This is a genomic window from Acinetobacter sp. CAU_H_29a_1, assembly GCF_058599505.1.
This window is the reverse complement of record NZ_CM178655.1, coordinates 2,331,262-2,353,456: the sequence shown is the minus strand read 5'-3', so window position 1 is coordinate 2,353,456 and position 22,195 is coordinate 2,331,262. Positions and strand designations below refer to the sequence as shown.

Annotated in this window: 23 protein-coding genes; 10 read left to right on the top strand and 13 right to left on the bottom strand. The window is 41.9% G+C overall.

All coding sequences use genetic code 11. The features are described 5' to 3' along the window. Positions 1-510: 510 nt before the first annotated feature. The 3 genes from AC4MDD_RS11685 (at position 511) to AC4MDD_RS11675 (ending at position 3,458) form a co-directional block, all read left to right on the top strand. Positions 511-1,770 (top strand): anaerobic sulfatase maturase, encoded by a 1,260-nt coding sequence (locus AC4MDD_RS11685; RefSeq protein WP_491882616.1) that lies wholly within the window; start codon positions 511-513, stop codon positions 1,768-1,770. Between the two features lie 142 nt (positions 1,771-1,912). Further along, complete coding sequence (locus AC4MDD_RS11680; protein WP_491881689.1) at positions 1,913-2,689, top strand: sulfatase-like hydrolase/transferase; 777 nt, start codon at positions 1,913-1,915, stop codon at positions 2,687-2,689. A 55-nt stretch (positions 2,690-2,744) separates the two neighbouring features. Further along, a complete protein-coding gene (locus tag AC4MDD_RS11675) occupies positions 2,745-3,458 on the top strand; it encodes a sulfatase-like hydrolase/transferase (RefSeq protein ID WP_491881688.1) in 714 nt (237 codons plus the stop codon). A 114-nt stretch (positions 3,459-3,572) separates the two neighbouring features. Here AC4MDD_RS11675 and AC4MDD_RS11670 read toward each other — a convergent pair whose 3' ends face one another. Then, the gene (locus tag AC4MDD_RS11670) at positions 3,573-4,049 is read right to left on the bottom strand and encodes a copper resistance protein NlpE (protein WP_491881687.1); all 477 of its coding nucleotides are present in this window, start codon (positions 4,047-4,049) and stop codon (positions 3,573-3,575) included. Positions 4,050-4,326: 277 nt separating this feature from the next. On the opposite strand from AC4MDD_RS11670, the gene AC4MDD_RS11665 reads away from it, so the two are divergent. Further along, a complete protein-coding gene (locus AC4MDD_RS11665) occupies positions 4,327-4,923 on the top strand; it encodes a 1-acyl-sn-glycerol-3-phosphate acyltransferase (RefSeq protein ID WP_171263891.1) in 597 nt (198 codons plus the stop codon). 69 nt (positions 4,924-4,992) lie between these two features. Here the strand turns inward: AC4MDD_RS11665 and AC4MDD_RS11660 are convergent, their stop codons facing one another. The 5 genes from AC4MDD_RS11660 to mrdA form a co-directional block, all read right to left on the bottom strand. Continuing rightward, the gene (locus AC4MDD_RS11660; RefSeq protein ID WP_224466888.1) at positions 4,993-5,328 is read right to left on the bottom strand and encodes a hypothetical protein; all 336 of its coding nucleotides are present in this window, start codon (positions 5,326-5,328) and stop codon (positions 4,993-4,995) included. Between the two features lie 164 nt (positions 5,329-5,492). After that, the gene (locus tag AC4MDD_RS11655; RefSeq protein WP_491882615.1) at positions 5,493-6,065 is read right to left on the bottom strand and encodes a sulfite exporter TauE/SafE family protein; all 573 of its coding nucleotides are present in this window, start codon (positions 6,063-6,065) and stop codon (positions 5,493-5,495) included. Between the two features lie 9 nt (positions 6,066-6,074). After that, a complete protein-coding gene (locus AC4MDD_RS11650; RefSeq protein WP_491881686.1) occupies positions 6,075-6,227 on the bottom strand; it encodes a hypothetical protein in 153 nt (50 codons plus the stop codon). 206 nt (positions 6,228-6,433) lie between these two features. Next, on the bottom strand, positions 6,434-7,000 hold the full coding sequence (gene rsmD, locus AC4MDD_RS11645) for a 16S rRNA (guanine(966)-N(2))-methyltransferase RsmD (RefSeq protein ID WP_491881685.1): 567 nt from the start codon (positions 6,998-7,000) through the stop codon (positions 6,434-6,436). A gap of 2 nt (positions 7,001-7,002) precedes the next feature. Further along, entirely contained in the window at positions 7,003-9,048 is a 2,046-nt protein-coding gene (mrdA, locus tag AC4MDD_RS11640; RefSeq protein ID WP_491881684.1) for a penicillin-binding protein 2, read from the bottom strand. A 241-nt stretch (positions 9,049-9,289) separates the two neighbouring features. Between mrdA and AC4MDD_RS11635 the strand changes: the two genes are divergently transcribed. The 4 genes from AC4MDD_RS11635 to AC4MDD_RS11620 all read left to right on the top strand — a co-directional run bounded on the left by AC4MDD_RS11635 (position 9,290) and on the right by AC4MDD_RS11620 (position 12,204). Continuing rightward, positions 9,290-9,808, top strand: coding sequence for a hypothetical protein (locus AC4MDD_RS11635; RefSeq protein ID WP_491881683.1), 519 nt, complete (start codon positions 9,290-9,292; stop codon positions 9,806-9,808). A gap of 63 nt (positions 9,809-9,871) precedes the next feature. Beyond that, positions 9,872-11,188, top strand: coding sequence for a DUF445 domain-containing protein (locus tag AC4MDD_RS11630; protein WP_004694304.1), 1,317 nt, complete (start codon positions 9,872-9,874; stop codon positions 11,186-11,188). A gap of 76 nt (positions 11,189-11,264) precedes the next feature. Further along, complete coding sequence (gene adk / locus AC4MDD_RS11625; protein ID WP_004980915.1) at positions 11,265-11,924, top strand: adenylate kinase; 660 nt, start codon at positions 11,265-11,267, stop codon at positions 11,922-11,924. An 82-nt stretch (positions 11,925-12,006) separates the two neighbouring features. Continuing rightward, positions 12,007-12,204, top strand: coding sequence for a hypothetical protein (locus AC4MDD_RS11620; protein ID WP_168159165.1), 198 nt, complete (start codon positions 12,007-12,009; stop codon positions 12,202-12,204). Positions 12,205-12,216: 12 nt separating this feature from the next. Here the strand turns inward: AC4MDD_RS11620 and nth are convergent, their stop codons facing one another. Beyond that, entirely contained in the window at positions 12,217-12,927 is a 711-nt protein-coding gene (gene nth, locus AC4MDD_RS11615; protein ID WP_010326297.1) for an endonuclease III, read from the bottom strand. A 2-nt stretch (positions 12,928-12,929) separates the two neighbouring features. Continuing rightward, entirely contained in the window at positions 12,930-13,724 is a 795-nt protein-coding gene (locus AC4MDD_RS11610) for an RnfABCDGE type electron transport complex subunit B (RefSeq protein ID WP_491881682.1), read from the bottom strand. 346 nt (positions 13,725-14,070) lie between these two features. Here AC4MDD_RS11610 and gdhA point away from each other — a divergent pair, with 346 nt between their 5' ends. Beyond that, positions 14,071-15,414 (top strand): NADP-specific glutamate dehydrogenase, encoded by a 1,344-nt coding sequence (gene gdhA, locus AC4MDD_RS11605; RefSeq protein WP_004980905.1) that lies wholly within the window; start codon positions 14,071-14,073, stop codon positions 15,412-15,414. Between the two features lie 76 nt (positions 15,415-15,490). On the opposite strand, the gene AC4MDD_RS11600 is transcribed toward gdhA, so the two are convergent. From AC4MDD_RS11600 to rlmH, 3 genes are all read right to left on the bottom strand, one after another. Beyond that, the gene (locus tag AC4MDD_RS11600) at positions 15,491-16,273 is read right to left on the bottom strand and encodes a DUF4377 domain-containing protein (protein WP_491881681.1); all 783 of its coding nucleotides are present in this window, start codon (positions 16,271-16,273) and stop codon (positions 15,491-15,493) included. A gap of 142 nt (positions 16,274-16,415) precedes the next feature. Beyond that, on the bottom strand, positions 16,416-17,192 hold the full coding sequence (locus AC4MDD_RS11595; protein ID WP_491881680.1) for a dioxygenase family protein: 777 nt from the start codon (positions 17,190-17,192) through the stop codon (positions 16,416-16,418). Between the two features lie 108 nt (positions 17,193-17,300). Then, complete coding sequence (gene rlmH, locus AC4MDD_RS11590; RefSeq protein ID WP_004980899.1) at positions 17,301-17,783, bottom strand: 23S rRNA (pseudouridine(1915)-N(3))-methyltransferase RlmH; 483 nt, start codon at positions 17,781-17,783, stop codon at positions 17,301-17,303. 146 nt (positions 17,784-17,929) lie between these two features. Here rlmH and AC4MDD_RS11585 point away from each other — a divergent pair, with 146 nt between their 5' ends. Next, positions 17,930-18,871: a M28 family peptidase gene (locus AC4MDD_RS11585; RefSeq protein ID WP_159127829.1), complete on the top strand. Its 942-nt coding sequence runs from the start codon at positions 17,930-17,932 to the stop codon at positions 18,869-18,871. Between the two features lie 245 nt (positions 18,872-19,116). On the opposite strand, the gene AC4MDD_RS11580 is transcribed toward AC4MDD_RS11585, so the two are convergent. After that, entirely contained in the window at positions 19,117-19,497 is a 381-nt protein-coding gene (locus tag AC4MDD_RS11580) for a VOC family protein (RefSeq protein WP_279746554.1), read from the bottom strand. Positions 19,498-19,627: 130 nt separating this feature from the next. Next, on the bottom strand, positions 19,628-22,057 hold the full coding sequence (lon, locus tag AC4MDD_RS11575) for an endopeptidase La (RefSeq protein WP_491881679.1): 2,430 nt from the start codon (positions 22,055-22,057) through the stop codon (positions 19,628-19,630). Positions 22,058-22,195: the final 138 nt, after the last annotated feature.

Genomic DNA, 22,195 nt, shown 5'->3' with positions numbered 1-22,195 from the left:
AGGTTTAACTGAATGGTGTTTAGATTCGAACGATGACGTAGTTCAAGTATATAACGACCATAAAAAATGCAATTACCATTCTTTTGAGTGGTTTCTCTATTTTCAAAGTTTGATAACGTGCTCTACCAAGCGATGCGACTGTGTGAGATGGGTCAGTATTTTTCAGAATGCTTAAATTGGAATTGGCTGTTGATTTTTACTCTTACACAGTGGCTTTGCTGATGAAAATTAAGCTTAGGGACAAGAAGAGAATGAATTATAAATCATTGAAATTATCAAAATATCCGCAAGGTCATCTTATGGCAGCTTTCATGTTGCATGTTTAGCGGCAACGGTCATTCGGGTTAATCCATTCAAAATACAAAACGGCTCTAGTCTTTAGCAGACCTCATGTAGTGAATGAAATGAAACTCTCGAATCTCTTTTCGCAGAATGAATTGTGTACATGGTTTTGTACAGTTGTGAATTTGTGCCTGAACGCTGAAAAAAATGAGGACTCTAAAATTGCGAATGATACCTATACAGGCTGAATCTCCGCCTTTAAGAAGCCTGCAAGTGCAGGGACAAACCTATCGCTATCACGTGATGATCAAACCCACTGGGGCACAGTGCAACTTAGATTGTAGTTATTGCTTCTATTTGCATAAACAAGACATGTTACAGCAACCCAAAGTTCCGCGTATGTCTGAGTCGATGCTTGAGTTACATATTAAGCAATATATCGAAGCGCAAACGGGCAATGAAGTAGTTTTCAGTTGGCAGGGTGGTGAGCCTACACTTATGGGGTTGGAGTTTTTTCAGCGGGTGGTTGAACTGCAAAAAAAATATGCGAAACCGCATCAGCGTATAGAAAATGATTTACAAACCAATGGCACGTTACTGGATGAAAATTGGTGTGCATTTTTAAAACAGCATGATTTTTTGGTGGGTTTATCAATAGATGGGCCTGCCGAGTTACATGATATCCATCGCTATAACAAAGGTGGAAAACCGACGCATGCCAAAGTCATGCAGGCTGCCGCGTTATTGCGCCAGTATCAAGTTCCGTTTAATGCCTTATGTGTGGTGAACCGAGATAATGCGAAACGGCCGTTAGAGGTTTATCGTTTTATCCGCGATCAGGTGCGACCGCGCATGATTCAACTGATTCCTGGAATGGAAAGTGCCCAGTTTCAACAGACAGCACCAGGCCATTGGAATCCTCAAGATTTACCTAAATTGGGCAGTTCAGCAGCGCAGCCGGGCAGCTCAGACTCTGTGGTGACAGACTGGTCGATTGCTGCCGATGATTGGGGCATATTCCTTTCAACTGTGTGGAAAGAATGGTTACAGAAAGACTTTGGACAGGTCTTTATCGACCAGTTTGAAAACATGGTTTCCATGATGTTTGGCTATGGGGCACAGAAATGTGTGTCGGGTCAAATTTGCGGAAAATCCTTGGCGGTCGAGCACAATGGCGACCTCTTCTCTTGTGATCATTTTGTTTATCCCGAATACAAATTGGGCAATATTCACGAGATTCACCAAGGCGATTTATTTTTTTCTGAGCGACAAAAGAAATTTGCATATGCCAAATCAAAGTCACTGTCAGAATACTGCCAAAAATGTCCATATCTTCAATATTGCTGGGGCGATTGTCCGAAAGACCGTTTTCTCAAAACCCCAGATGGAGAGGCGGGTCTACATTATCTTTGCTCAGGTTTAAAACGTTTTTTTCATAGTGCACTTTTATCTAAAAATGAAATTGCTAAACGGATACGGCCGCATTAGGAAACTATTGTCACTAGTTTTTAGAAAAGCATTTTTCTAAAAATTAAATTTGTAAGGCACTGATATGGTTTTGCGTTTAGTGCCAATTGGGTTTGAAACAAGGATGAAAATTCGTTTTATACGAATGTGTTTAAGGAAAACCATGAAAAAAAACTTAATTTCACGCTCTTTAGCTCTGGTAGGTGGAGCATTACTTTCAACAGCACTCATGGCGAAACCACCCAATATTTTGGTGATTATGTCCGATGATGTAGGCTGGCAGAACGTCAGTGCTTATAGTCATGGTGTTATGGGCTATGACACGCCGAATATTGATCGTATTGCCAAAGAAGGCGTGATGTTTACCGATCACTATGCGCAGCCAAGCTCGACCGCTGGACGTGCAGCATTTATTACGGGACAGTATCCGATTCGTTCAGGTATGACTACAGTCGGTCGTCCAGGTTCTCCTTTAGGGATTAAAGCTGCAACACCGACTTTGGCAGAAGTATTGAAACCGCTGGGTTATATGAGTGGTCAGTTTGGTAAAAACCATTTGGGTGATCGCAACGATAGCTTACCAACGGTACATGGTTTTGATGAATTCTTTGGTAATTTATATCATTTAAATACGGAGGAATTTCCTGAACAGTATGATTATCCAAAAGATCCTGAATTTGTGAATCAGTATGGAACGCGTGGTGTATTGCACTGCTATTCGTCTAATGATGCCGATGAAACTGTAGATCCTCGCTTTGGTGTAATGGGGAAACAAAAATGTAAAGATTCAGGCCCTTTAACCCGTAAACGTATGGAAACGGTGGATGATGAGTTCATTGCTGCCAGTGTAGACTTCATGAAGCGCAGTAAAAAATCGGACAAGCCGTTTTTTGTGTGGCTGAATCCAAGTCGTATGCATATGTTTCCATTTACGTCCTGAGCATCGTTACTTAGCTGCCAAAGCCACCTCAGAAGATGATTTATACGGCAGTGGTATGGTTGAACACGATATGCAAGTCGGTCAACTCTTGGATGATATGAAGAAGATGGGAGTGTTGGATAACACCATCATTGTTTATACCACCGATAACGGCCCTGAGCACAGTGCAAAAAATCATGGTGGAACCACACCGTTCCGTGGTGAAAAAATGACGACCTATGAAGGGGGAGTCCGTGTTCCAATGATGGTGCGGTGGCCGGGACATATTCCTGCGGGACAAGTGAAACACGGCATTCAGTCGCATATGGATCTGTTTACAACTTTGGCGAATGTCGCAGGGAATAAAAATGTAGTCGAGGAAATGAAAACCAATCGTAAGCAAATTATTGATGGTGTAAACAATATCGACTATTGGACGGGAAAATCAAAAGAGAGTATGCGAGATAATTTTCTGTACTATCATGAATCGATTTTACGTGCAGTTCGTATTAATCAATGGAAAGTTCATTTTGAAACCAGTGAAAATTATTACGACCAATATCAAAAGCAAAAATTTCCAGTGATGTACAACCTTCGCCAAGACCCATTTGAGACTTTTGATAGTATCAGAGACCGTTCAGATATTATTCAAACCAAGCAATGGATTTCTGAACCCTTACAGGCATTACTGGGTTCACACATTAAATCTTTGATGGATTATCCACCGGTACAAAAAGCTGCAACACTTGATTTTAGCGAGCTAATTAAGAATATGCAGACTCAAAAGTAGTAAACTCTGATAAAGGTGGCCGAAGTAATTTGGCTCCCTTTTTTTTATGCTTGGGGAGTTCATGCTGTGACAAATAAATCGGTAATTTAAATAATGCATGATGTCGCGAGTTTCTTATTCTAGGGATTTGGTGAGTTTAAAGTTGAACTCAGGTTGATCCAGCACTTGGCCTTTGTCGCCACGCATTTCAATAAATTGAGCACCAATATAATAAATACGGCTATCACCTGATGAGTCGAGCTGTATCAGTTGATCAGAGCCATTCAAAAATTGAAATGAGCCTTTCACTTCATTCACATAATTATTATTCGATTTGCCTAAAAATTTTTGTTTCAGCACGAAATGATGATCTAAGGTCAGCTCAAGTTCAGTGTCGATCCCAGAACAATCGTGACAGGGCAGAACCCCTTGATATGTGCTTACCCAATCTAAGGCATTTGCTGTGTCTGGTGTATCCATCACGGTTGCGCTAGCACTGTCGTCCAGAGATGCCGTGACATTGTGATCTGGTGGAGGATTGTTTTCATTTGGCTTTGAGCATGCAGTTAACATGGTGAAAGATAGGCATAGTGCTAAAACAGTCTTTTGCATATACAGCACCCGATATTATTCATTGTTTAGTTTTACCTTACAGTAGTGCAAGAAATGAATCTGTGAAGATCTGTGAGTGCTTCTGTATCTTCAATAAAGAATACTATTCACGTATTTTTACCTTTAATCTCAAAGACCCTGTTTTTTCTTGAAATATTTGGAATTAAATAAAATATACGTTTATAGATTAATTGTTGTTTTATTGATCGTCTCGCCGTGTATTTGATCAGCAGCATTGCTAGAATCGGCGCGGATTTTCAGTAATGTGGTATTTTTTGTGTTCGAAAAGCTTGCAGAACAAAGTTTAGCCTTAATGGGGTGGAAGATTGATAATCATTGGGATTTGAATATCGATCAATGTGTAATGATTGCAGCGCCACATACCAGCAATTGGGATGCGCTGTACGCTCGTTTGGCATTAAAGGCCTTAGGTGTGCATGTCCGTATCACTATTAAAGACAGCTATATGAAACTACCATTTGGGCCATTTGTTCGTGCAATGGGCGGGATAGGTATTGACCGTCGTCCGAAGCATGAAGGTGAACCACGTCCAAGTATGGTGCAACTCATGAGTGATCTTTTTAAAGAACACCCTAAGTTGGTGATGTTGGTTACCCCTGAAGGGACACGTGCCAAGCAGGAACAATGGAAAACAGGTTTTTATCATGTTGCAGTTAGTGCAGGTGTTCCAATTGCGTTAGCCTATATGGACTATGCGAAGAAAAAAACTGGGGTGGGTAAAATTATTTATCCTACTGGGGACTACGAAAAAGATATGGCTGAAATTATGGCATTTTATGCGCAAATTTCTGCTAAATTTCCTCAAGATTTCAGTGTCGATACTCGCTATCACAACGACTCAACTGTGTCTTAACTTCAAATTTAAGTCATATGAAATAAAAAAGACAGCTTTCGAGCTGTCTTTTTTATTGCTAACCGTATTTTAAGGGCTCTGCTGAGGATTGGGTAAAACCCCACCTAGTGACTGGCATGCGGCCGTATAACTTTGTAGCTGTGTTTCAATCACTTCGGGCAGGGGCAGGTCAAAAATTTGATCGCCATGTTGATAGCTTTCTACATAGGATTGGGCTTTTTGTTTGCTGCTGGCAAGCACTTGTTCATGATAACTGGTCATGCTGCTGTGGTCTGCCTGATCGCGTTCTATATTTTGACAGTCAAAAGATTGGAGAAGTTTTTCGGCTTGTTTTATTTCTTTGGATGAGCTTATGGAGCAAGCACTGATAAAGCAAAGACTCAGTAGTGCAAGAGGCAGTTTCATATATGGTGAGCGGTGGGTTGGAAGGTGAGCCAATTGTATAAAGATTTTTGGAGTTGGAGAAAGCCCAGTAGAGCTAAGTTGTTTAAAGATAAGCCTATTTTGACACAAAACACACAATTGCTGATTCAAGCCATTGCCAAAGTGCAGAGTCAGGTTTTATAGCACTACAGAAAACTATAGCTGATACATAGAAAACAGCTTGAACTAAACAATAAACCCAGTACCGTATGTTTGAACTGCCGCTCAGAAATTTTATAAAACAATTGCGCGCCGAGCATGGCCGGTAGGCTCACACTCAAAAGTAAGATGCCCATATAGGGTAAATGTTGCAAGTTTAAATTTCCGCGGAGCAGATAGGTGAGTAAGGTGAATAGCTGAATGGCGAAATTAAAATGCCTTAAAATTGAGCGCTGTTGCTCTTTAGGAAGGTTTTTTAACATGACCCAAGCTGAAGGCAGTGAGCCACAAAAGCCTCCTAACCCACCCAATACACCTCCAAGAAAACCAATACTGCTATCGGCGTATTTTCCAGAGTTTTGAATGAAGTGAATCTGGGGATTAAGTAGCATCAATGGACACCAAAGAATCAGAAAAATTCCTAGAACCAGTTTAAAGGTATGTGCTTGAATGATGTCTAACAGATAGGTACCCAATGGAACGCCAATCAGACCTGCAAGGATATAAGGCGTAACAAGGCTTTTATCAAGTTGAAAGGCAGATTCCGACTTTAAGGAAATTAGGTGACTTCAGACTGAGGCGAACACCACCAAGGGCGCTGCGAGCTGAGGTGCCAAGATCCAGACCCAAAATGACATGGCAATTAAGGCAAATGCAAAGCCCGTGAGTCCCTGTACAAAACCCGCCACCATTGCACCTAAGATAAAGATCAACCAAGTCATATGCGATATATTTAAAATTTTAGCGAGTGTATGGTTTTTCGATCTGTCTACATAGTTTTAGACATGAAAAATGATTGAAACCTTAGCTTGATTTTGAATATGTATATTGATCTTCATACATAGCGTAGCTCAGAACCACACTAATATGCGCTAAGACCACTTTCTTTCGTGATGGTGTCAATCAAAAGGACATAAAAGTGTCTAGATTATGGGGAAACAACCACTTTCTTTTGATATAAACCTGCACGTACAGACCCAGCTTTGGTGTTCTTTATTTGAATCCAAGTGCTTGGAAGTTTTAACTGATTCAAATCTCGGTCGGCTTCCACATAAATATAGCCATTATTTTGAATCATCGGATCCGCCAAAAGTGCCAATTCTTCCCATAGCTCTAGGCTATACGGCGGGTCTAAAAAGACCAAATCAAATTGTTCTTTTAAGGTGGCTAATGCTTGCTGTGCAGTCGCTACTTTTAACTGGGCACGAGACTTAGGGACTTTAAGGAGTTCCAAGTTTTGTGTTAAAAACTGTGCTTGACTGCGGTCAGGTTCAATCATCACTACTTTTGATGCACCACGTGATAAGGCTTCAAATGCCAACGCACCCGAACCTGCACAAATATCCAAAACATTGGTATTTTGCACATCCCACATGAGCCAATTAAACAAAGTTTCACGTACGCGATCAGGCGTAGGGCGTAAACCTTCAATATTGGCAAAAGGCAGTTGACGACGTTTCCAGTCCCCTCCAATGATGCGGAGTTGGTTTTTCATAATTAGTCTGACTCCACAGGTGCAGAAGGTGGTGTAGCTGAACGGCTTGTATTTGCCGTTGTTGAAGCGGGTGCTGTATTGGAAGTACTGGTTGGTGTAGCTGCACTTGTCCCAGTTGTAGTCGCTGGTGGAGTGCTACCACTTGGTAATTCACCCGGTTTAATCCCCGCCGTCATCAAACCACCACTAATTTGATGGTTTTGTGGACGAATTGGGTTTTTATGACGTGTGAGCAGCCAGTAGTCTAAGATTGGACGAGCCAGCTGTGCCGCAGAACCACCATGACGACCATTTTCCCAAACCACTGCAATCGCAATTTCAGGGTTTTCCGCAGGTGCAAAGCCCACAAATAAACCGTGGTCTAACTGCCGTTCGGTTAACAGGGCTTCATTGTAGCGTTTGCCTTGGGCAATACTTTTGACTTGTGCCGTACCGGTTTTACCTGCAATTTTATACATTGGCGTGCGAATGCCACGTCCAGTCCCTGTTTCAATGACATCGACCATGGCATCACGCATTTGTATCCAGTCTTGATCGGTGCCATTGAACTGGATTCTGCCATCAGGTGCATTTAAGTCTTTATGTGGTTTTGCGCCTTTACTTGTTTGTAAAACATGCGGAATCACATGTGAACCATGGTTGGCGGTAATGGCTGTTGCCATGGCCAATTGCAGCGGTGTTGCTGTAAAAGCACCTTGTCCAATACTTACTGAAATGGTTTCACCTTTGAGCCACTTGGCATCTCGGGTACGCATTTTCCATTCAGGGTTGGGGTAAAGGCCAGTACTTTCACTTGGTAAATCCACACCAGTTTTTTCACCAAAGCCAAACTGACGCATCCATGTGTTCATTTTCTCAATGCCCATACGGAACGACAGAATGTAGAAGAAGGTATCACAAGAGACCACTTGTGATTTATGCAAGTTGACTACGCCGTGTCCTGATTTTTTCCAGTCGCGGAATTTATGTGAATCGCCCGGCAGTGTGAAATAGCCATGATCGGAAATGGCCGTGCCCCAATCAATTAAGCCATAATGAATGCCACCTAAACCAAACATCGGTTTAATGGTCGAGCCAGGTGGGTAAGCGCCTTGCACAGCACGGTTATATAGTGGTTGATCGAGGTTATCGCGTAAACCACTATAGTCGGTATGACTAATGCCTGTGACAAACAGGTTAGGGTTAAAACTTGGACTTGAGACCAAGGCGAGGATTTCACCTGTACGTGGATCCATCGCCACGATTGCACCACGACGACCTGCAAGCTGCTCTGAGGCAACCGTCTGCAAGCCATAATCGAGTGAAAGATATAAGTCATTACCACGAACGGGTTCTTTGCGACCTAAATGACGTAGCACGTTACCGTGCGCATCGGCTTCGACCGACTCATTTCCTGGTACACCATGCAGCAAATCTTCATAGGAGTTTTCTACCCCAATTTTACCAATCAGGTTAGTGCCCGCATACAAATCTTTATTGATGCTTTTTAATTCTTTATCGTTAATTCGACCCACATAACCAATCACATGGGCAAACAGTTCACCATGTGGATAGTAGCGCGTCATCTGGGTTTCGATGTTAACCCCAGGGAATTGATACTTAACTTCGCTAAAGCGAGCGATATCATTTTCATTGAGATTAAGTTTAATGGAAACGCGTTCAGTTTTACGTGAGGCTTTAATACGACTGTTAAAGCGCTCAATATCATCAGGGGTGAGTTCTAAGATTGGCGTTAAGCGTTCAATCGTGGCATCAATATCCGGCACATCCGCTCGACTCATCGTCGCGGTAAAGACAGGATAGTTGTCTGCCAACAGCACGCCATTGCGGTCATAAATATAACCACGCGCAGGGGCCAAAGGTTGTAGGCGGATACGGTTTTGATCGGATGCAGTTGAAAACTCGTCAAATTGAACCAGTTGCAAATAGGCATAGCGAGTGACTAAAATCAGCAAGAAGAAAACCACAATACCCATGGAAATAAAGGTACGATTTCGAAAAATGCGCTTTTCTTGTTGGACATTTTTTAAAGGAAAGTGCTGTTTCATACCAAATCGACTTAAACACATGGATAAAGAGGAGAATACCTGCGCGCTATTCTAACGCATGTCACACTGTTTTGATATTTGTTATCGCTGCTTCTGCTTTTCATTTTTGCCTAAATTTTGACTTTATAGACATCAAAAATATAAATTGCTGTATATAAGTGTTTTATAAATTCTGCTACAGTCAAAATCCTGTAAAAAGGTACCAATTACTAAAATAACATTACGGATAATGGTGACAATAATGACAAGAATTTATCCAGTGTTGGCACTTGTTGCCTGTGCAAACGTAGCCTACGCTCAAGATAATTCCTTTTTGCCAGATGCAAAAATTCCTGCTGGCAGTGCTCAAACGTGGAATGTAGGGGCTGGTGTAACGCAGAAATTACTGCACACCAATTTGGAATGGGTGAATCCTTATGGCATTGCATATGCAAAAGCTGGGGTATTTATCAATGATGATTACCCTGTAGGTGGTCAGTTGGGGTTTAGATTTCCTGTGCATTTTACTGGTAAAGATAAAAATGGTTATTATCTCGGTGTTTACGCAGGGCATATTGACAGCAAGAAAATAGATGGCGAGTACGAATCTCGCCTTGGTGGTGGTGTAGATCTTGCTTATGTGTTACTTAGTCCTGAACGAATCAGCACTTTCAGTGTAGGGATTGGTGCAAGCGAAAAACTCGAAGCCAAATCGGGCTATATGGTTGCAGAAACTGAACCGAGACTACAATTTTCCTATACTCTAAGTTTCGGTTTATAGACACAATATCTTTTTTAAAACGCTATATAATTCAGTTAATAAAATTAAATATGGAAGTTATGCATGCTTGAGTACGTCAATCAGTTGTGGCAAACCTTTTTGAATCGACCCGATTTTTGGGCTGTACTCAGCATTATTCCTGTGACTGCTTTTGTGACTTGGGCGCACGTTTGGATGGCCCTGAAAATGGTCTTTTACCCGATTACATTTTGGGGTTTTCATATTGGACCTTTGCCTGTGGGTTGGCAGGGTATTGTGCCCAGAAAAGCGGGGCGTATTTCAGGCATCATTACCGATAACACCTTATCTAAGCTTGGTTCTTTGCGTGAATTTTTAGATGCAATGGATCCTGAGGATATGGCGCGAATCATTGGTGAGCAAGTTGGTTTTGAACTTGAGCACCTGATTGATGAAGTCATGATTGACCGCAATGCAGTACTTTGGGAAAACTTACCTTATTCGATTAAGCGTCGAATTTATGCGCAGGCACACAAACAGCTTCCGGCTGTGCTCAGAGAATTAGTGACCGAACTGACCATGAACGTCGAGTCACTCGTGGATATGCGCGATATGGTGGTCAGCCAAATGGAAGGTGATCGCAGACTGATGGTGCGTATGTTCTTGAAAGTGGGTCAGAAAGAAATCAACTTTATTTGGCATATTAGTGCACTCATTGGGATGTTCTTTGGTATCTTCCAAATGATTGTTTGGTTTGTGGTGCCTTGGCATTGGACCGTGCCATTTTGGGCGGCAGTATGGGGCTTCTTAACCAACTGGATTGCGATTTGGATGGTGTTTAATCCAATTGAGCCACACTATGTTCGATACTTGCAACTGACTGAATTAACAAAAGATCGTAAGTTTCCATGGATTAAACCTGTGATTCCGCGCATTGGGACTTATAATGTACAAGGCGCTTTCATGAAGCGCCAAGAAGAAGTGTCTGATGTGTTTGCGAGTGTAGTCACAGAAGACCTGATTACGTTAAAATCCATCATGACTGAAATGATGTATGGCAATAAAAAAGACAAGACCCGTCGTATTGTCAAACGTCATATTAATGAAATCATGGAAACACCATTGGTGAGAACATCTTTGCAGCTGTCTTTGGGGCCACGTGAATACGCAAAACTCAAGACGGACTTGATTGATCGTTCAATTGAAATTACGATGGTGCCTGTATGCGACCCAGCGTTCAATGCGAGCCGTGCACAGAAAATCTATCAAATGTTTAGAGACCGTATTCGGGAGCTAACACCGAAAGAATTTCAAAACTTATTACGTCCTGCATTTCAGGAAGACGAATGGATTTTGATTTTATTGGGTGGGGTAACGGGCTTCATTGCGGGTACAATACATTTGTTTGTAGCTTTCTTATAATTAGATGCTAAAAATATGTCGAATTTTTCGACATGTACAAAGTGTCAAATACATTGTTTAAATGAGGATGTTTTTTATGCGCATTATCTTACTCGGACCACCTGGAGCAGGTAAAGGTACACAAGCTCAGTTGATCTGTAAGCGCTACAATGTCCCACAAATTTCAACCGGTGATATGCTCCGTGCTGCAATTCGTGAAGGAACTGAACTCGGTCTACAAGCTAAAAGCGTGATGGACAATGGTGGTCTTGTATCTGATGAACTGATCATTGGTTTAGTGAAAGAACGTATTGCGCAACCTGACTGTGTAAATGGCTGTATCTTTGATGGTTTCCCACGTACCATTCCTCAAGCAGAAGCGCTTGAAAATGAAGGCATCAACATTGATCACGTGATTGAAATTGATGTTCCTGACGAAGAAATCGTACAACGTCTTTCTGGTCGCCGTCAGCACCCTGCATCAGGCCGTGTTTATCACATCGTTTACAACCCACCTAAAGTGGAAGGTAAGGACGATGAAACTGGTGAAGAACTGGTACAACGTCCAGATGACCAAGAAGCAACGATTCGTAAGCGTTTAGGTTCATACCACACTGAAACTGAACAGTTGGTTGGTTTCTACCAAGGTCGCGCAGCGTCTGGTGAAAATGCACCAACCTACGACAAGCTGAATGGCTTACGTCCAATTGACGAAGTACAAGCAGATTTGTTTGCGATTCTTGATCAAGACAAATAATTGCATGTTTTAAACATGGCAATGTTTTGACATTGAAAGAGCTCTAAGTCATATTAGGGCTCTTTTTCTTGATCCTGTTAAAATGGAGTCGCGTGTGGCACAATTTGGAATCATTGTTTTAATTATTGTTGCTGCGGCGGTATTGGTGGGTTTGTTTTACATTAGCGTAAAAATGCTACGCGATGTCAGTAAACAAGAAAAAATGTCGAAGAAGCAACCAGAACGTCAGTTACATCCGAAGTTGCAGCAAGACTTAAAAGATAAATCAAATCAACAATAAAAAAACTGAACTTTAGTGTTCAGCTTCTATCGTCGTTGTGGCAATACGTGCTGCACCAAATTCAAAACGATCTGGCCAGTTACACACATCTGAAACGATGCATTCATGGCATTTAGGTTTGCGTGCGATACAGCAGTATCGACCATGTAAAATGAGCCAATGATGTGAGTCGACAATAAATTCTTTCGGAATGACTTTCACTAAACGGTGTTCGACTTCAAGCACATTTTTGCCGACTGCTAATCCCGTACGATTGCCTAAACGAAAAATATGCGTATCGACCGCCATGGTGGGTTGTCCAAAAGCAGTATTCAACACTACATTGGCTGTTTTTCGTCCTACACCGGGTAAAGCTTCTAAATCGGCACGGTTGTTTGGCACGATGCTGTTATGTTTTTCAATCAGCATCTTACAGGCTTTAATTACATTTTCGGCCTTCGCATTATATAAACCTATGGTTTTAATATAGGTTTTTAAACCATCGACCCCTAAGGCATAAATAGTTTCAGGTGTATTGGCAACAGGAAAGAGTTTATCGGTGGCTTTGTTGACACTCACATCTGTCGCCTGAGCAGACAAGGTCACAGCCACCAACAGCTCAAAAGGACTCGAATAATTCAATTCAGTTTTGGGGTTTGGACGTTGTGCACGTAAACGTTCAAAAAAGATTTGGATTTGCTTTTTGGTCATGTTTTTTACAGGTTTTCCGCTTGTGGTTAGCATGCTTAAGCTCCCTGTAACTGATGAAGCTGTTGGGTTAAGTCATCTAACAACAGACGTTTTTTCGCATCTTCACGAACACTGAGTTGCTTTTCTAATTTTTTAATTTGTACGCGTAATTTCGCCAGCTCAATGGTGGATTTTGCATCGAGCTTTGCTGCCATTTCTGGTTCTTTTTCAATGATCTGAATATCAGGTACAGTATCGTTCTGTGCTGAAAACTGGGCAAATAACGCCGTATCAATTTCTGCACGAACCACTGGGCCTTTACGGTGCAGACGCTGTTTTTCTTCACGTTGAATATGTGCGTAATAGCGTTGTCTTAAATCATCTTGCTCAGCTTTACGCAAGATTTCCGTCGGTATGCCGTCTACATCTGGAATAAGGTCAATACAGTCGACAGGACAAGGCGGAATACACAGTTCACAGCCTGTACACAGATCAGTCAAAATACTGTGCATAAGTTTACCTGAGCCAATAATGGCATCTACAGGACAAGCACTAATACATTTGGTACAACCAATGCATTCATCCTCACGAATGATTGCTTTCATTCTCTGTGGGCGGCCATCGGCTTGAATAGGCCAAACACTTTCTTCTGCAATTAATTCTGGCCGGTTTAGCAATTGAGCCAATGCATCGGCTACAGGCTGCCCGCCAGGTACACATTTATTGGCTGCTTCACCTTCGCTGATGGCTTGGGCATAAGGCAGACATCCATCACGATGTCCGCAGAGTCCACATTGGGTTTGGGGGAGGAGAGCATCGATATTTTGGATCAGGGAAATGTGCGAATTCATGCGTAAACCAATCCTGCAGATGAATTTGCAGAGATATTAGAAGAAATAGGTAGATCACTGAATTTTACCATGTTTTTTTTGATTAATCCTGTGTTCTAAAATGGTTCATTAACTGCATCATTTTTGAGCAAAAAAAGATTTTAAACCTGTGTTTTCATTGGTGTTTTTTATAACCAATTTCTAGGTATATTTTATATAAATAATTGTTATATAAATGATAAATATGTTTTTTTATAGAAATGTGTTGTGAATTGTTGGTAAAAGATATTTAATTGTTTGCGCCAAAATTTAACATTGTTTATAAAATTTGACCAATTTTGATCCATTTTCTGCTGAGGATTAAGCGTTGAAATATAACAGCCTTAATGAGTTTTTAGATTACGTGAAAACACGTGATGAACATCAACCCGAGTTTCTACAAGCGGTAGAGGAAGTCATGACCAGCCTTTGGCCGTTCATTGAAAAAAATCCTCGTTATGCAGACCATGGTTTGCTAGAGCGTTTGGTTGAGCCAGAGCGTGCGATTCAATTCCGCGTTTCATGGGTGGATGATCAAGGTCAAACCCATGTAAACCGTGCTTTCCGTGTTCAATACAACTCGGCAATTGGTCCATTTAAAGGTGGTATGCGTTTTCATCCATCGGTAAATCTCTCGATCCTAAAATTTTTAGGCTTTGAACAAACTTTTAAAAATGCATTAACCACACTTCCAATGGGCGGTGGTAAAGGCGGTTCAGACTTTGATCCTAAGGGTAAGTCTGAAGGCGAAATTATGCGTTTCTGCCAAGCGCTAATGATTGAGCTATACCGTCACCTAGGTTCAAATACGGATATCCCTGCGGGTGATATTGGCGTGGGTGGCCGTGAAGTGGGTTATATGGCTGGCATGATGAAGAAGCTGAGTAATGACACTTCATCTGTATTTACGGGTAAAGGTTTGACCTTTGGTGGTTCTTTGGCGCGTCCTGAAGCAACGGGTTACGGCACAGTGTATTTTGCTGAAGAAATGCTGAAAACACGTGGCGACTGCTTCCAAGGCAAAACAGTCACGATTTCTGGTTCTGGTAACGTAGCACAATACGCAGCTGAAAAAGCAATGTATCTGGGTGCAAAAGTCGTTTCATTGTCTGACTCTGCGGGTACGGTATATGTAAAAGCAGGCTTTACCGATGCTTTACTGGCTGAAGTGATGGAACTGAAGAATGTGAAGCGCGGTCGTATTTCTGAGTTTGCGTCTAAGCATGGCTTTGAATACTTAGAAGGGCAGCGTCCATGGTCTATTCCATGTGATATCGCATTGCCATGCGCAACTCAAAATGAGTTAGATCAGGCAGATGCTGAAGTGCTCCTTGCAAATGGAGTAATTTGTGTCGCTGAAGGGGCAAACATGCCTTCTACCTTAGATGCAGTCGAAAAATTCGTTGAAGCGAAAATTTTATACGCGCCAGGTAAAGCATCGAACGCGGGTGGTGTTGCGACTTCTGGCTTAGAAATGTCACAAAATGCTTTGCGTTTGGGTTGGACTTTTGAAGAAGTCGATGAGCGCTTACATGCGATCATGAAAGAAATTCACCGTAACTGTGTGAAATACGGTACGCAAGCAGACGGTACTGTGAACTATGTCAATGGTGCCAACATTGCAGGCTTTGTAAAAGTTGCCGATGCAATGCTCGCTCAAGGCGTATTCTAAGTTTATATACACTTAGAAAAATCCCAATAAAAAACCGAGGCTTGAGGCCTCGGTTTTTTTCTAGGTCATTGAACGATTACAATGCGCCTTTTACCGCTTCACGTTCAATAATCATGTCTTGAACATAAGCATATTTTGATTGGTCAGCCGCAGGGTTGGCAATTTCAAAACGTTTAACACGTACGATTTGACGCTCTTTAGGGTTATGAGTGAAGCCATCGATATGGTTATAGAATAAAGTCCAGTCTTTATCGACCTGTGTTTTTACGCCATTTTCAGCATACTTAATTTCACGAACTTGTAGGCATTCCATACGAGCAACACCTGCAGAACATGTTTTGGTCTCTGGTGAAATTTCTAAGAAAACAGTTTCACCTTGGCTTTGATATTTCGCTTCAGCAGTTTGCTTACCTGTGAATACAATTTTTTCACCTTTTGCCGATACCACGGTTAGTGTTGGTGCATCAGGATCATTAAGATTTAAAACAAACGGTGCTTTACGGTTGTCAAATAAATCTGCTGCAACGCCTTCTTGAGCCATGGCTTTTGGTTCACATGCCATTTGAGTCGCCATCAGGTTACCTGTCACGATTTGATTATTCTCAATTTTCCAACTGGTACCCATACCGTTACAACTGGTTGCAATGCCTAAGCGACCTGCTTGTTTGTCAAAGTTTAAAACCAATGGTTTAGGCGCATCTGTGGTGTTCGCACTCCAATGGTAGTTTGCGAGTGTTTGATCTGCATTTTGTTGTTGTAGTACAGACACAGCCAAATCTCCTACTTTTTGAATATCAGATGATTGGCAAGCAGCCAGTGCGAGTGGGAAAAGGACAATCGCTAAATATTTTAATTTCATGGCTTACAAGTTCTTGATTTAAAATAACAAGATACATGCTATCCGATGTTATTTTTAAAAGAATGGATACATTCAGTTCTTTTGGGTTTCAAAATGTATCCATAAATATTTTTTTGATTAATATATAAGTAAAATTTATACATTAATCAAAACGGTAAATGTCCATGCCCAGTGCACCCATAGTAAAACTACTATGCACAATATTGAAACGATGACCTGTACCCATCGCAAAGAATATTGGGGCAAAGTGTTCCAACGTTGGGTGGTTACGACGGACAAAAGGAATCGATTCCCAGTCTAAAACAGCGTCAAAGTCCTGATGACTAAGTTTCGCGACCACATGATTACGAAACGTCGACGCCCACTCAGGTACCGCTTGTGACTGACCATGCCAAGACAACTCGGCTAAGTTATGGGTAATACTCCCTGAGCCAATGAGCAAGACCTGCTGCTCGCGTAGTGGCGCAAGGGTTTGTCCAATTTTATAAATCTCCTCTGCCGACAGATTCATCGGGAGTGAAATTTCCACCACAGGGATGTCTGCATCTGGATACATATGGAGTAAAGGCATCCAAACGCCATGATCACGCGGACGGGTACTGTTTGCATGAGCTGAAAAACCAGCTTCTGCCAATAAATGTAGAATTTCTTCGGCTAGAACAGGTTGACCGGGTGCTGGGTAGCGAATGTCATAAAGCTCAGCAGGAAAGCCTCGAAAGTCATGCCATGTCTCAGGACGGACTCCAGTACTTACTTCAAGTGAGTTACTTTCCCAATGAGCAGACATAATCACAATTGCTTGTGGTGTCGGTAAGTTTAGACCCAAACGATGCAACGCAGGCCCAACTTGCTCTGGATTCAACGCAAGCATGGGTGAGCCATGAGAAATGAATAAGCCGGGTAGCGTTTGTAAGTTCATTGTGAAAGCCTAATAAGGGAAGATGAAAAGAATTTTGTCAGATTCTTATCATCTGTGTAATGGGGGAAATATCAACGTATTGTTCCAAAAATGGAACATTGCTTGAGCTTAACCTGCACGATGATAAGGGTGATTATGGTTAATACTCATCGCACGGTAGAGTTGTTCAATCAGCATCACGCGAACCATCGGGTGAGGTAAGGTCAGTTTGGATAAAGACCAATGCCAAGCAGCTGCTTTACGTACTGCTTCAGAGTGACCGTCAGGCCCACCAATAGCAAGCACAATATCATTGCCCTCAAGCATCCATCCTTTCATGGTTTCTGCCAGTTTTTCGGTGCTAAACTCACGGCCACCGACTTCTAAAGCAATCAGCACTTCGTTGCCTTTCATTGCATTTAAAATGCTATCACCTTCAATTTGACGGTATTTTAAAATATCTGCTTCTGAATCATTTTTACCGCGCTTTGCCATTGGCAGTTCAATAATCTGCGTTTGCACAAAGGGTTGAATACGTTTGAAATAATCTTCAAAACCAGTCAGTACCCATGCAGGCATTTTTTGACCAATGGTCAGAATACGGATTTTCATAATGGGTCATGTATAAGGAGACGATCCATTATAACGGTGAAAGCAAGGCTTTGCAGTGAGACGAAACAAAATGCAATTGAATTCACTGAACTAATGTTGCTTAATTCAACAGATGAGAGGAATAAGAAATACTTGGAATAATAACAATGTGGCTCAAAACTTTAAAAAAACAGGCTTTTTTGTTGATTGTTGTACTGGGTACTTTCACAGGGCAGGTGTTTGCAAGCAACGTCAAAATGGCTGATGAACAAAATCTACAAGTTTATTTGGAGCAAGTGATTGGTCAGGGCAAAGCACGTAACTATAAAAACCTTGATGAACTGAACCGTGTCTCTGCATGGATCAAAGAACAAATGCGCTTATTGGGCGTTCCGTGTCACTATCAAAACTTTACGGCCAATCAGCAAATTTACCGAAATGTAGTGTGTAGTTTAAACGTCGGACGGGCAGACCGCGTGATTGTTGGGGCACATTATGACGTCTTTGGCGATCAAGATGGTGCAGATGACAATGCCTCTGGCGTTGCAGGGGTAATTGAAACGGCGCGTATTTTGGCAGAGCAAAAGTCTAAACTGCCTAACAATGTGGACTTCGTGTTCTATAGTTTAGAAGAACCACCGTTTTCTAAAACTGAACAAATGGGCAGCTATGTGCATGCGAAATCGGTTCAGTCACAAAAAGATAAGATTAAAGGTGTGTATATTTTAGAAATGATCGGATTCTTTAGCGAACAACCCATCCAAAGCTATCCTGTGGGCTTAAAGTGGATTTATCCAACCCATGGTAATTTTATTGCGACAGTGAGTAACGTGAGCTCACGTGACTTAGGCGCAGGCTATTGTACAGCGATGCAGCAACTTGATCAGTTGGAATGTCAGCGTTTGGTTGCTCCAAGCTTTGCCAACGCTTTTGATTTTTCAGATCATTTGAATTATTGGGAGTTTGATATCCCCGCAGTCATGATTACCGATACCGCATTTTATCGAAATGGTCACTACCATACCAAAGCAGACCGCTTAGCGACGTTGAATTTGACCAAAATGGCGAATGTGATCGATGGGCTGGTACAGCATTTATTGAAACCTTAATGTATTTTGAGCCATAAAAAACGCAGTTCCCAAGTAGCGAGAACTGCGATAAAAGGTCATCCGTCTGGAGAATCAGATGACCATGCAATTTCAAATCATCAATAAAAAGAAACATACAGCGCGTATCTGTTCTTATTATTTATATCGGGCTTTTTATCGATTTTTCAAGTCTGAGTCATGATTGCAGAAAAGGTTTAATACAAAAATTCAAACCAACTAAGCGAAAATTTGGAGTTTCATTCGTTTCACGTCATGGAATGTAGGCCAATCATATTTCCTTCGCTATCAAAGGCCAGCACAATAAAACCATATTCACCAATGGCAGTTTTTGCTTCATGAATTTTTCCACCAGACTCAACAAGTCGGCTCGCTTCATTCGCACAATCGTCACATGAAAAATAGATTAAGGTACTGTTTCCTCCTGCGGATAGGCCTGGCATTTTCACCAGTGCACCTGAAGCGCCATAGGCTTGCATGTCTGAGGGGAAAGCCCACATTTGCAGTGAATTCTCATCCGTTGGTGGGGTTAATTCCGTTAATTGAATATTAAAAACAGATTCATAAAATTGTTTGGCACGAGATAAGTCATCCACATAAATTTCAAACCAGCCAATCGGGTTTTTCATTTTAGTTGTCCTACATGTATCTCTTGATCAAATTATTGTAGGAAATAAAAGCATAAAGATGTGTGGTGTTATCTACAGTAAATTGTAATAAAAAAGAGAGCCGAAGCTCTCTTTTTTTTAAGATGCAGAATTAGTGGCGTGCAGCTTTTTTGCCTTCGTCGACAGCTTTCACAATTGGTGCTTTGACCAAAGGTTCAGGCATAGAGGTCAACGCCAGTGGTAAAATCTCATCAATCGATTTCACCGCTTTAATCTCTAAACCTTCTTTAACATTGTCTGGGATTTCAGATAAATCACGGACGTTGTCTTGAGGAATGAAGACCAGCTTAATTCCACCACGGTGTGCAGCCAGAAGTTTCTCTTTTAAGCCACCAATGCGCATTGCACGACCACCGAGACTGGTTTCACCTGTCATGGCAATATCCGGACGAATTGGGATGCCTGTGAAAGCAGAAACCAATGCAGTTGTTAATGCTAAACCTGCAGAAGGGCCATCTTTCGGTGTTGCACCTTCGGGTAAGTGAACGTGTACATCTGTTTCATCAAAGCGAGATGCATCAATACCGAGTTCATCTGCACGGGTACGCACGACAGTCATAGCAGCAGTAATCGATTCTTTCATTACATCGCCGAGTGAACCCGTGGTAATGAATTTACCTTTACCTTTGACCGCTGCAACTTCAATGGTCAATAACTCACCACCGACTGAAGTCCATGCTAAACCGTTGACGCGACCGACTTGAGCTTCATCTTCCGCCATACCAAAGTCAAACTTATGTGGACCTAAGTAGTCTGGAAGGTTAGCCGAAGTCACGTCGACTTGCAGATTTTTCGCCTTTTTACTGACCGCTTCTTTTACCACTTTACGAGCAATTTTAGAGACTTCACGCTCTAAGCTACGCACACCAGCTTCACGTGTATAACGTTGTACGATGTCACGAATTGCTTCTTCATGAACAGTCAATTCTTTCGCACGTAGACCATTGTTCTTCATTGCTTTCGGAACAAGGTAACGCTCAGCAATATTGACTTTTTCATCTTCGGTATACCCCGGTAGACGAATCACTTCCATACGGTCAAGCAATGCTTCTGGAATATTCATGCTGTTGGCAGTACAGATGAACATCACTTCAGACAAGTCCAGATCAAGATCTAAATAGTGATCGTTAAACTTGCTGTTCTGTGATGGATCGAGTACTTCAAGCAACGCAGAAGCAGGGTCGCCACGGTAGTCTTGTGCCATCTTGTCGATTTCGTCGAGCAAGAACAATGGGTTCTTCACGCCGACCTTCGTTAAAGACTGCACAATTTTACCCGGCATCGCACCGATATAAGTACGACGGTGACCACGGATTTCCGCTTCGTCACGTACACCACCGAGTGCCATACGTACAAACTCACGACCTGTCGCTTTCGCAACCGATTCACCCAGTGAAGTTTTACCTACACCTGGAGGGCCAACCAAACAAAGGATTGGGCCTTTGAGTTTTTTCACGCGAGATTGAACTGCGAGATATTCCACAATACGATCTTTCACGTCATCTAAGCCGTAATGATCGGTATCCAAAATTTCTTGCGCTTTGCTTAAGTTAATGCTGACTTTGCTGGCCTTATTCCAAGGCGTGTCTAAGATAGCCTCGATATAATTGCGCACCACAGCCGCTTCACTAGACGCAGGTTGCATTGCTTTGAGTTTACGGAATTCGCTTTCTGCTTTTTTGCGCACGTGTTCAGGCAAATCAGCTTCAGCAAGACGTTTTTCAATTTCAGCAACGTCATCTTCCGCGCCGCCATTCATGTCAGAAAGCTCACGCTGAATGACCTTCATCTTTTCATTGAGGAAGTATTCGCGTTGATTTTTCTCCATTTGACGCTTCACTGAGTCATGTAGAGTTTGCTCAATCTGTTGTTCTTCAGATTGCTGCAATAAATACGTCATCAGTTCTTGTAGATGTGCTTCAAACTCATCGTGTTCGAGGAATTTTTGCTTTACATCAATATTCAGTGGAACACGGGTCGCTACGAAGAATAACAATTGGAGTAAATCGTCAATCTTGTTCGCAGCAGCAATCAGTTCACGTGCATTACGCAGCTTTGCTTCAGCATATTGAGCAAATAGGGCACGTAATTCTTGCACACGTGTTTCTTGCGTGGTTTCGTCAATGTGGACTGACATTGGGCTAAGCGCATGTTCTGCGGTTAGATAATCATTTTCATCAATGATTTTTTCTAGCTTTGAACGATGCAAGCCTTCAATTAATACTTTTATACAGTTTTCATCATTTTCATGATTCACAACTTGCACAATCTTCGCGACAGTACCGTATTGATATAAGTTGTCGTGATCAATTTCTTCTGAAAGAGAATCTTTTTGAGCAACCACAAATACTAGATTGTCACTGTTACGAGCCACATCAACTGCATTGATCGATTTTTCACGACCTACAAATAGCGCGATTTGCATGTGTGGATACACCACCACATCACGTAACGCTAAAAGTGGTAATACACTTGGAACCTGAGGCTCTAAGGTTTCTTGATTCATAATAATTTCAGACATGGGCACTCCTAATGAGTGACAACGGTGTTGCCATGTTTTTTATAGTGATGGGTATTTTAAAAAATACAAGGGTAGGTCAAAATAAATTGTATAAAAAATGACTAAACATGTGATTTTTAAGTATTCTCAACAGTCAAA

Coding starts and splice junctions, on each gene's coding strand:
- AC4MDD_RS11685 (WP_491882616.1), top strand. CDS start 511: ATGATACCTATACAGGCTGAATCTCCGCCTTTAAGAAGCCTGCAAGTG.
- AC4MDD_RS11680 (WP_491881689.1), top strand. CDS start 1,913: ATGAAAAAAAACTTAATTTCACGCTCTTTAGCTCTGGTAGGTGGAGCA.
- AC4MDD_RS11675 (WP_491881688.1), top strand. CDS start 2,745: ATGGTTGAACACGATATGCAAGTCGGTCAACTCTTGGATGATATGAAG.
- AC4MDD_RS11670 (WP_491881687.1), bottom strand. CDS start 4,049: ATGCAAAAGACTGTTTTAGCACTATGCCTATCTTTCACCATGTTAACT.
- AC4MDD_RS11660 (WP_224466888.1), bottom strand. CDS start 5,328: ATGAAACTGCCTCTTGCACTACTGAGTCTTTGCTTTATCAGTGCTTGC.
- AC4MDD_RS11650 (WP_491881686.1), bottom strand. CDS start 6,227: ATGACTTGGTTGATCTTTATCTTAGGTGCAATGGTGGCGGGTTTTGTA.
- rsmD (WP_491881685.1), bottom strand. CDS start 7,000: ATGAAAAACCAACTCCGCATCATTGGAGGGGACTGGAAACGTCGTCAA.
- mrdA (WP_491881684.1), bottom strand. CDS start 9,048: ATGAAACAGCACTTTCCTTTAAAAAATGTCCAACAAGAAAAGCGCATT.
- AC4MDD_RS11635 (WP_491881683.1), top strand. CDS start 9,290: ATGACAAGAATTTATCCAGTGTTGGCACTTGTTGCCTGTGCAAACGTA.
- AC4MDD_RS11630 (WP_004694304.1), top strand. CDS start 9,872: ATGCTTGAGTACGTCAATCAGTTGTGGCAAACCTTTTTGAATCGACCC.
- adk (WP_004980915.1), top strand. CDS start 11,265: ATGCGCATTATCTTACTCGGACCACCTGGAGCAGGTAAAGGTACACAA.
- AC4MDD_RS11620 (WP_168159165.1), top strand. CDS start 12,007: ATGGAGTCGCGTGTGGCACAATTTGGAATCATTGTTTTAATTATTGTT.
- nth (WP_010326297.1), bottom strand. CDS start 12,927: ATGCTAACCACAAGCGGAAAACCTGTAAAAAACATGACCAAAAAGCAA.
- AC4MDD_RS11610 (WP_491881682.1), bottom strand. CDS start 13,724: ATGAATTCGCACATTTCCCTGATCCAAAATATCGATGCTCTCCTCCCC.
- AC4MDD_RS11600 (WP_491881681.1), bottom strand. CDS start 16,273: ATGAAATTAAAATATTTAGCGATTGTCCTTTTCCCACTCGCACTGGCT.
- AC4MDD_RS11595 (WP_491881680.1), bottom strand. CDS start 17,192: ATGAACTTACAAACGCTACCCGGCTTATTCATTTCTCATGGCTCACCC.
- rlmH (WP_004980899.1), bottom strand. CDS start 17,783: ATGAAAATCCGTATTCTGACCATTGGTCAAAAAATGCCTGCATGGGTA.
- AC4MDD_RS11585 (WP_159127829.1), top strand. CDS start 17,930: ATGTGGCTCAAAACTTTAAAAAAACAGGCTTTTTTGTTGATTGTTGTA.
- AC4MDD_RS11580 (WP_279746554.1), bottom strand. CDS start 19,497: ATGAAAAACCCGATTGGCTGGTTTGAAATTTATGTGGATGACTTATCT.
- lon (WP_491881679.1), bottom strand. CDS start 22,057: ATGTCTGAAATTATTATGAATCAAGAAACCTTAGAGCCTCAGGTTCCA.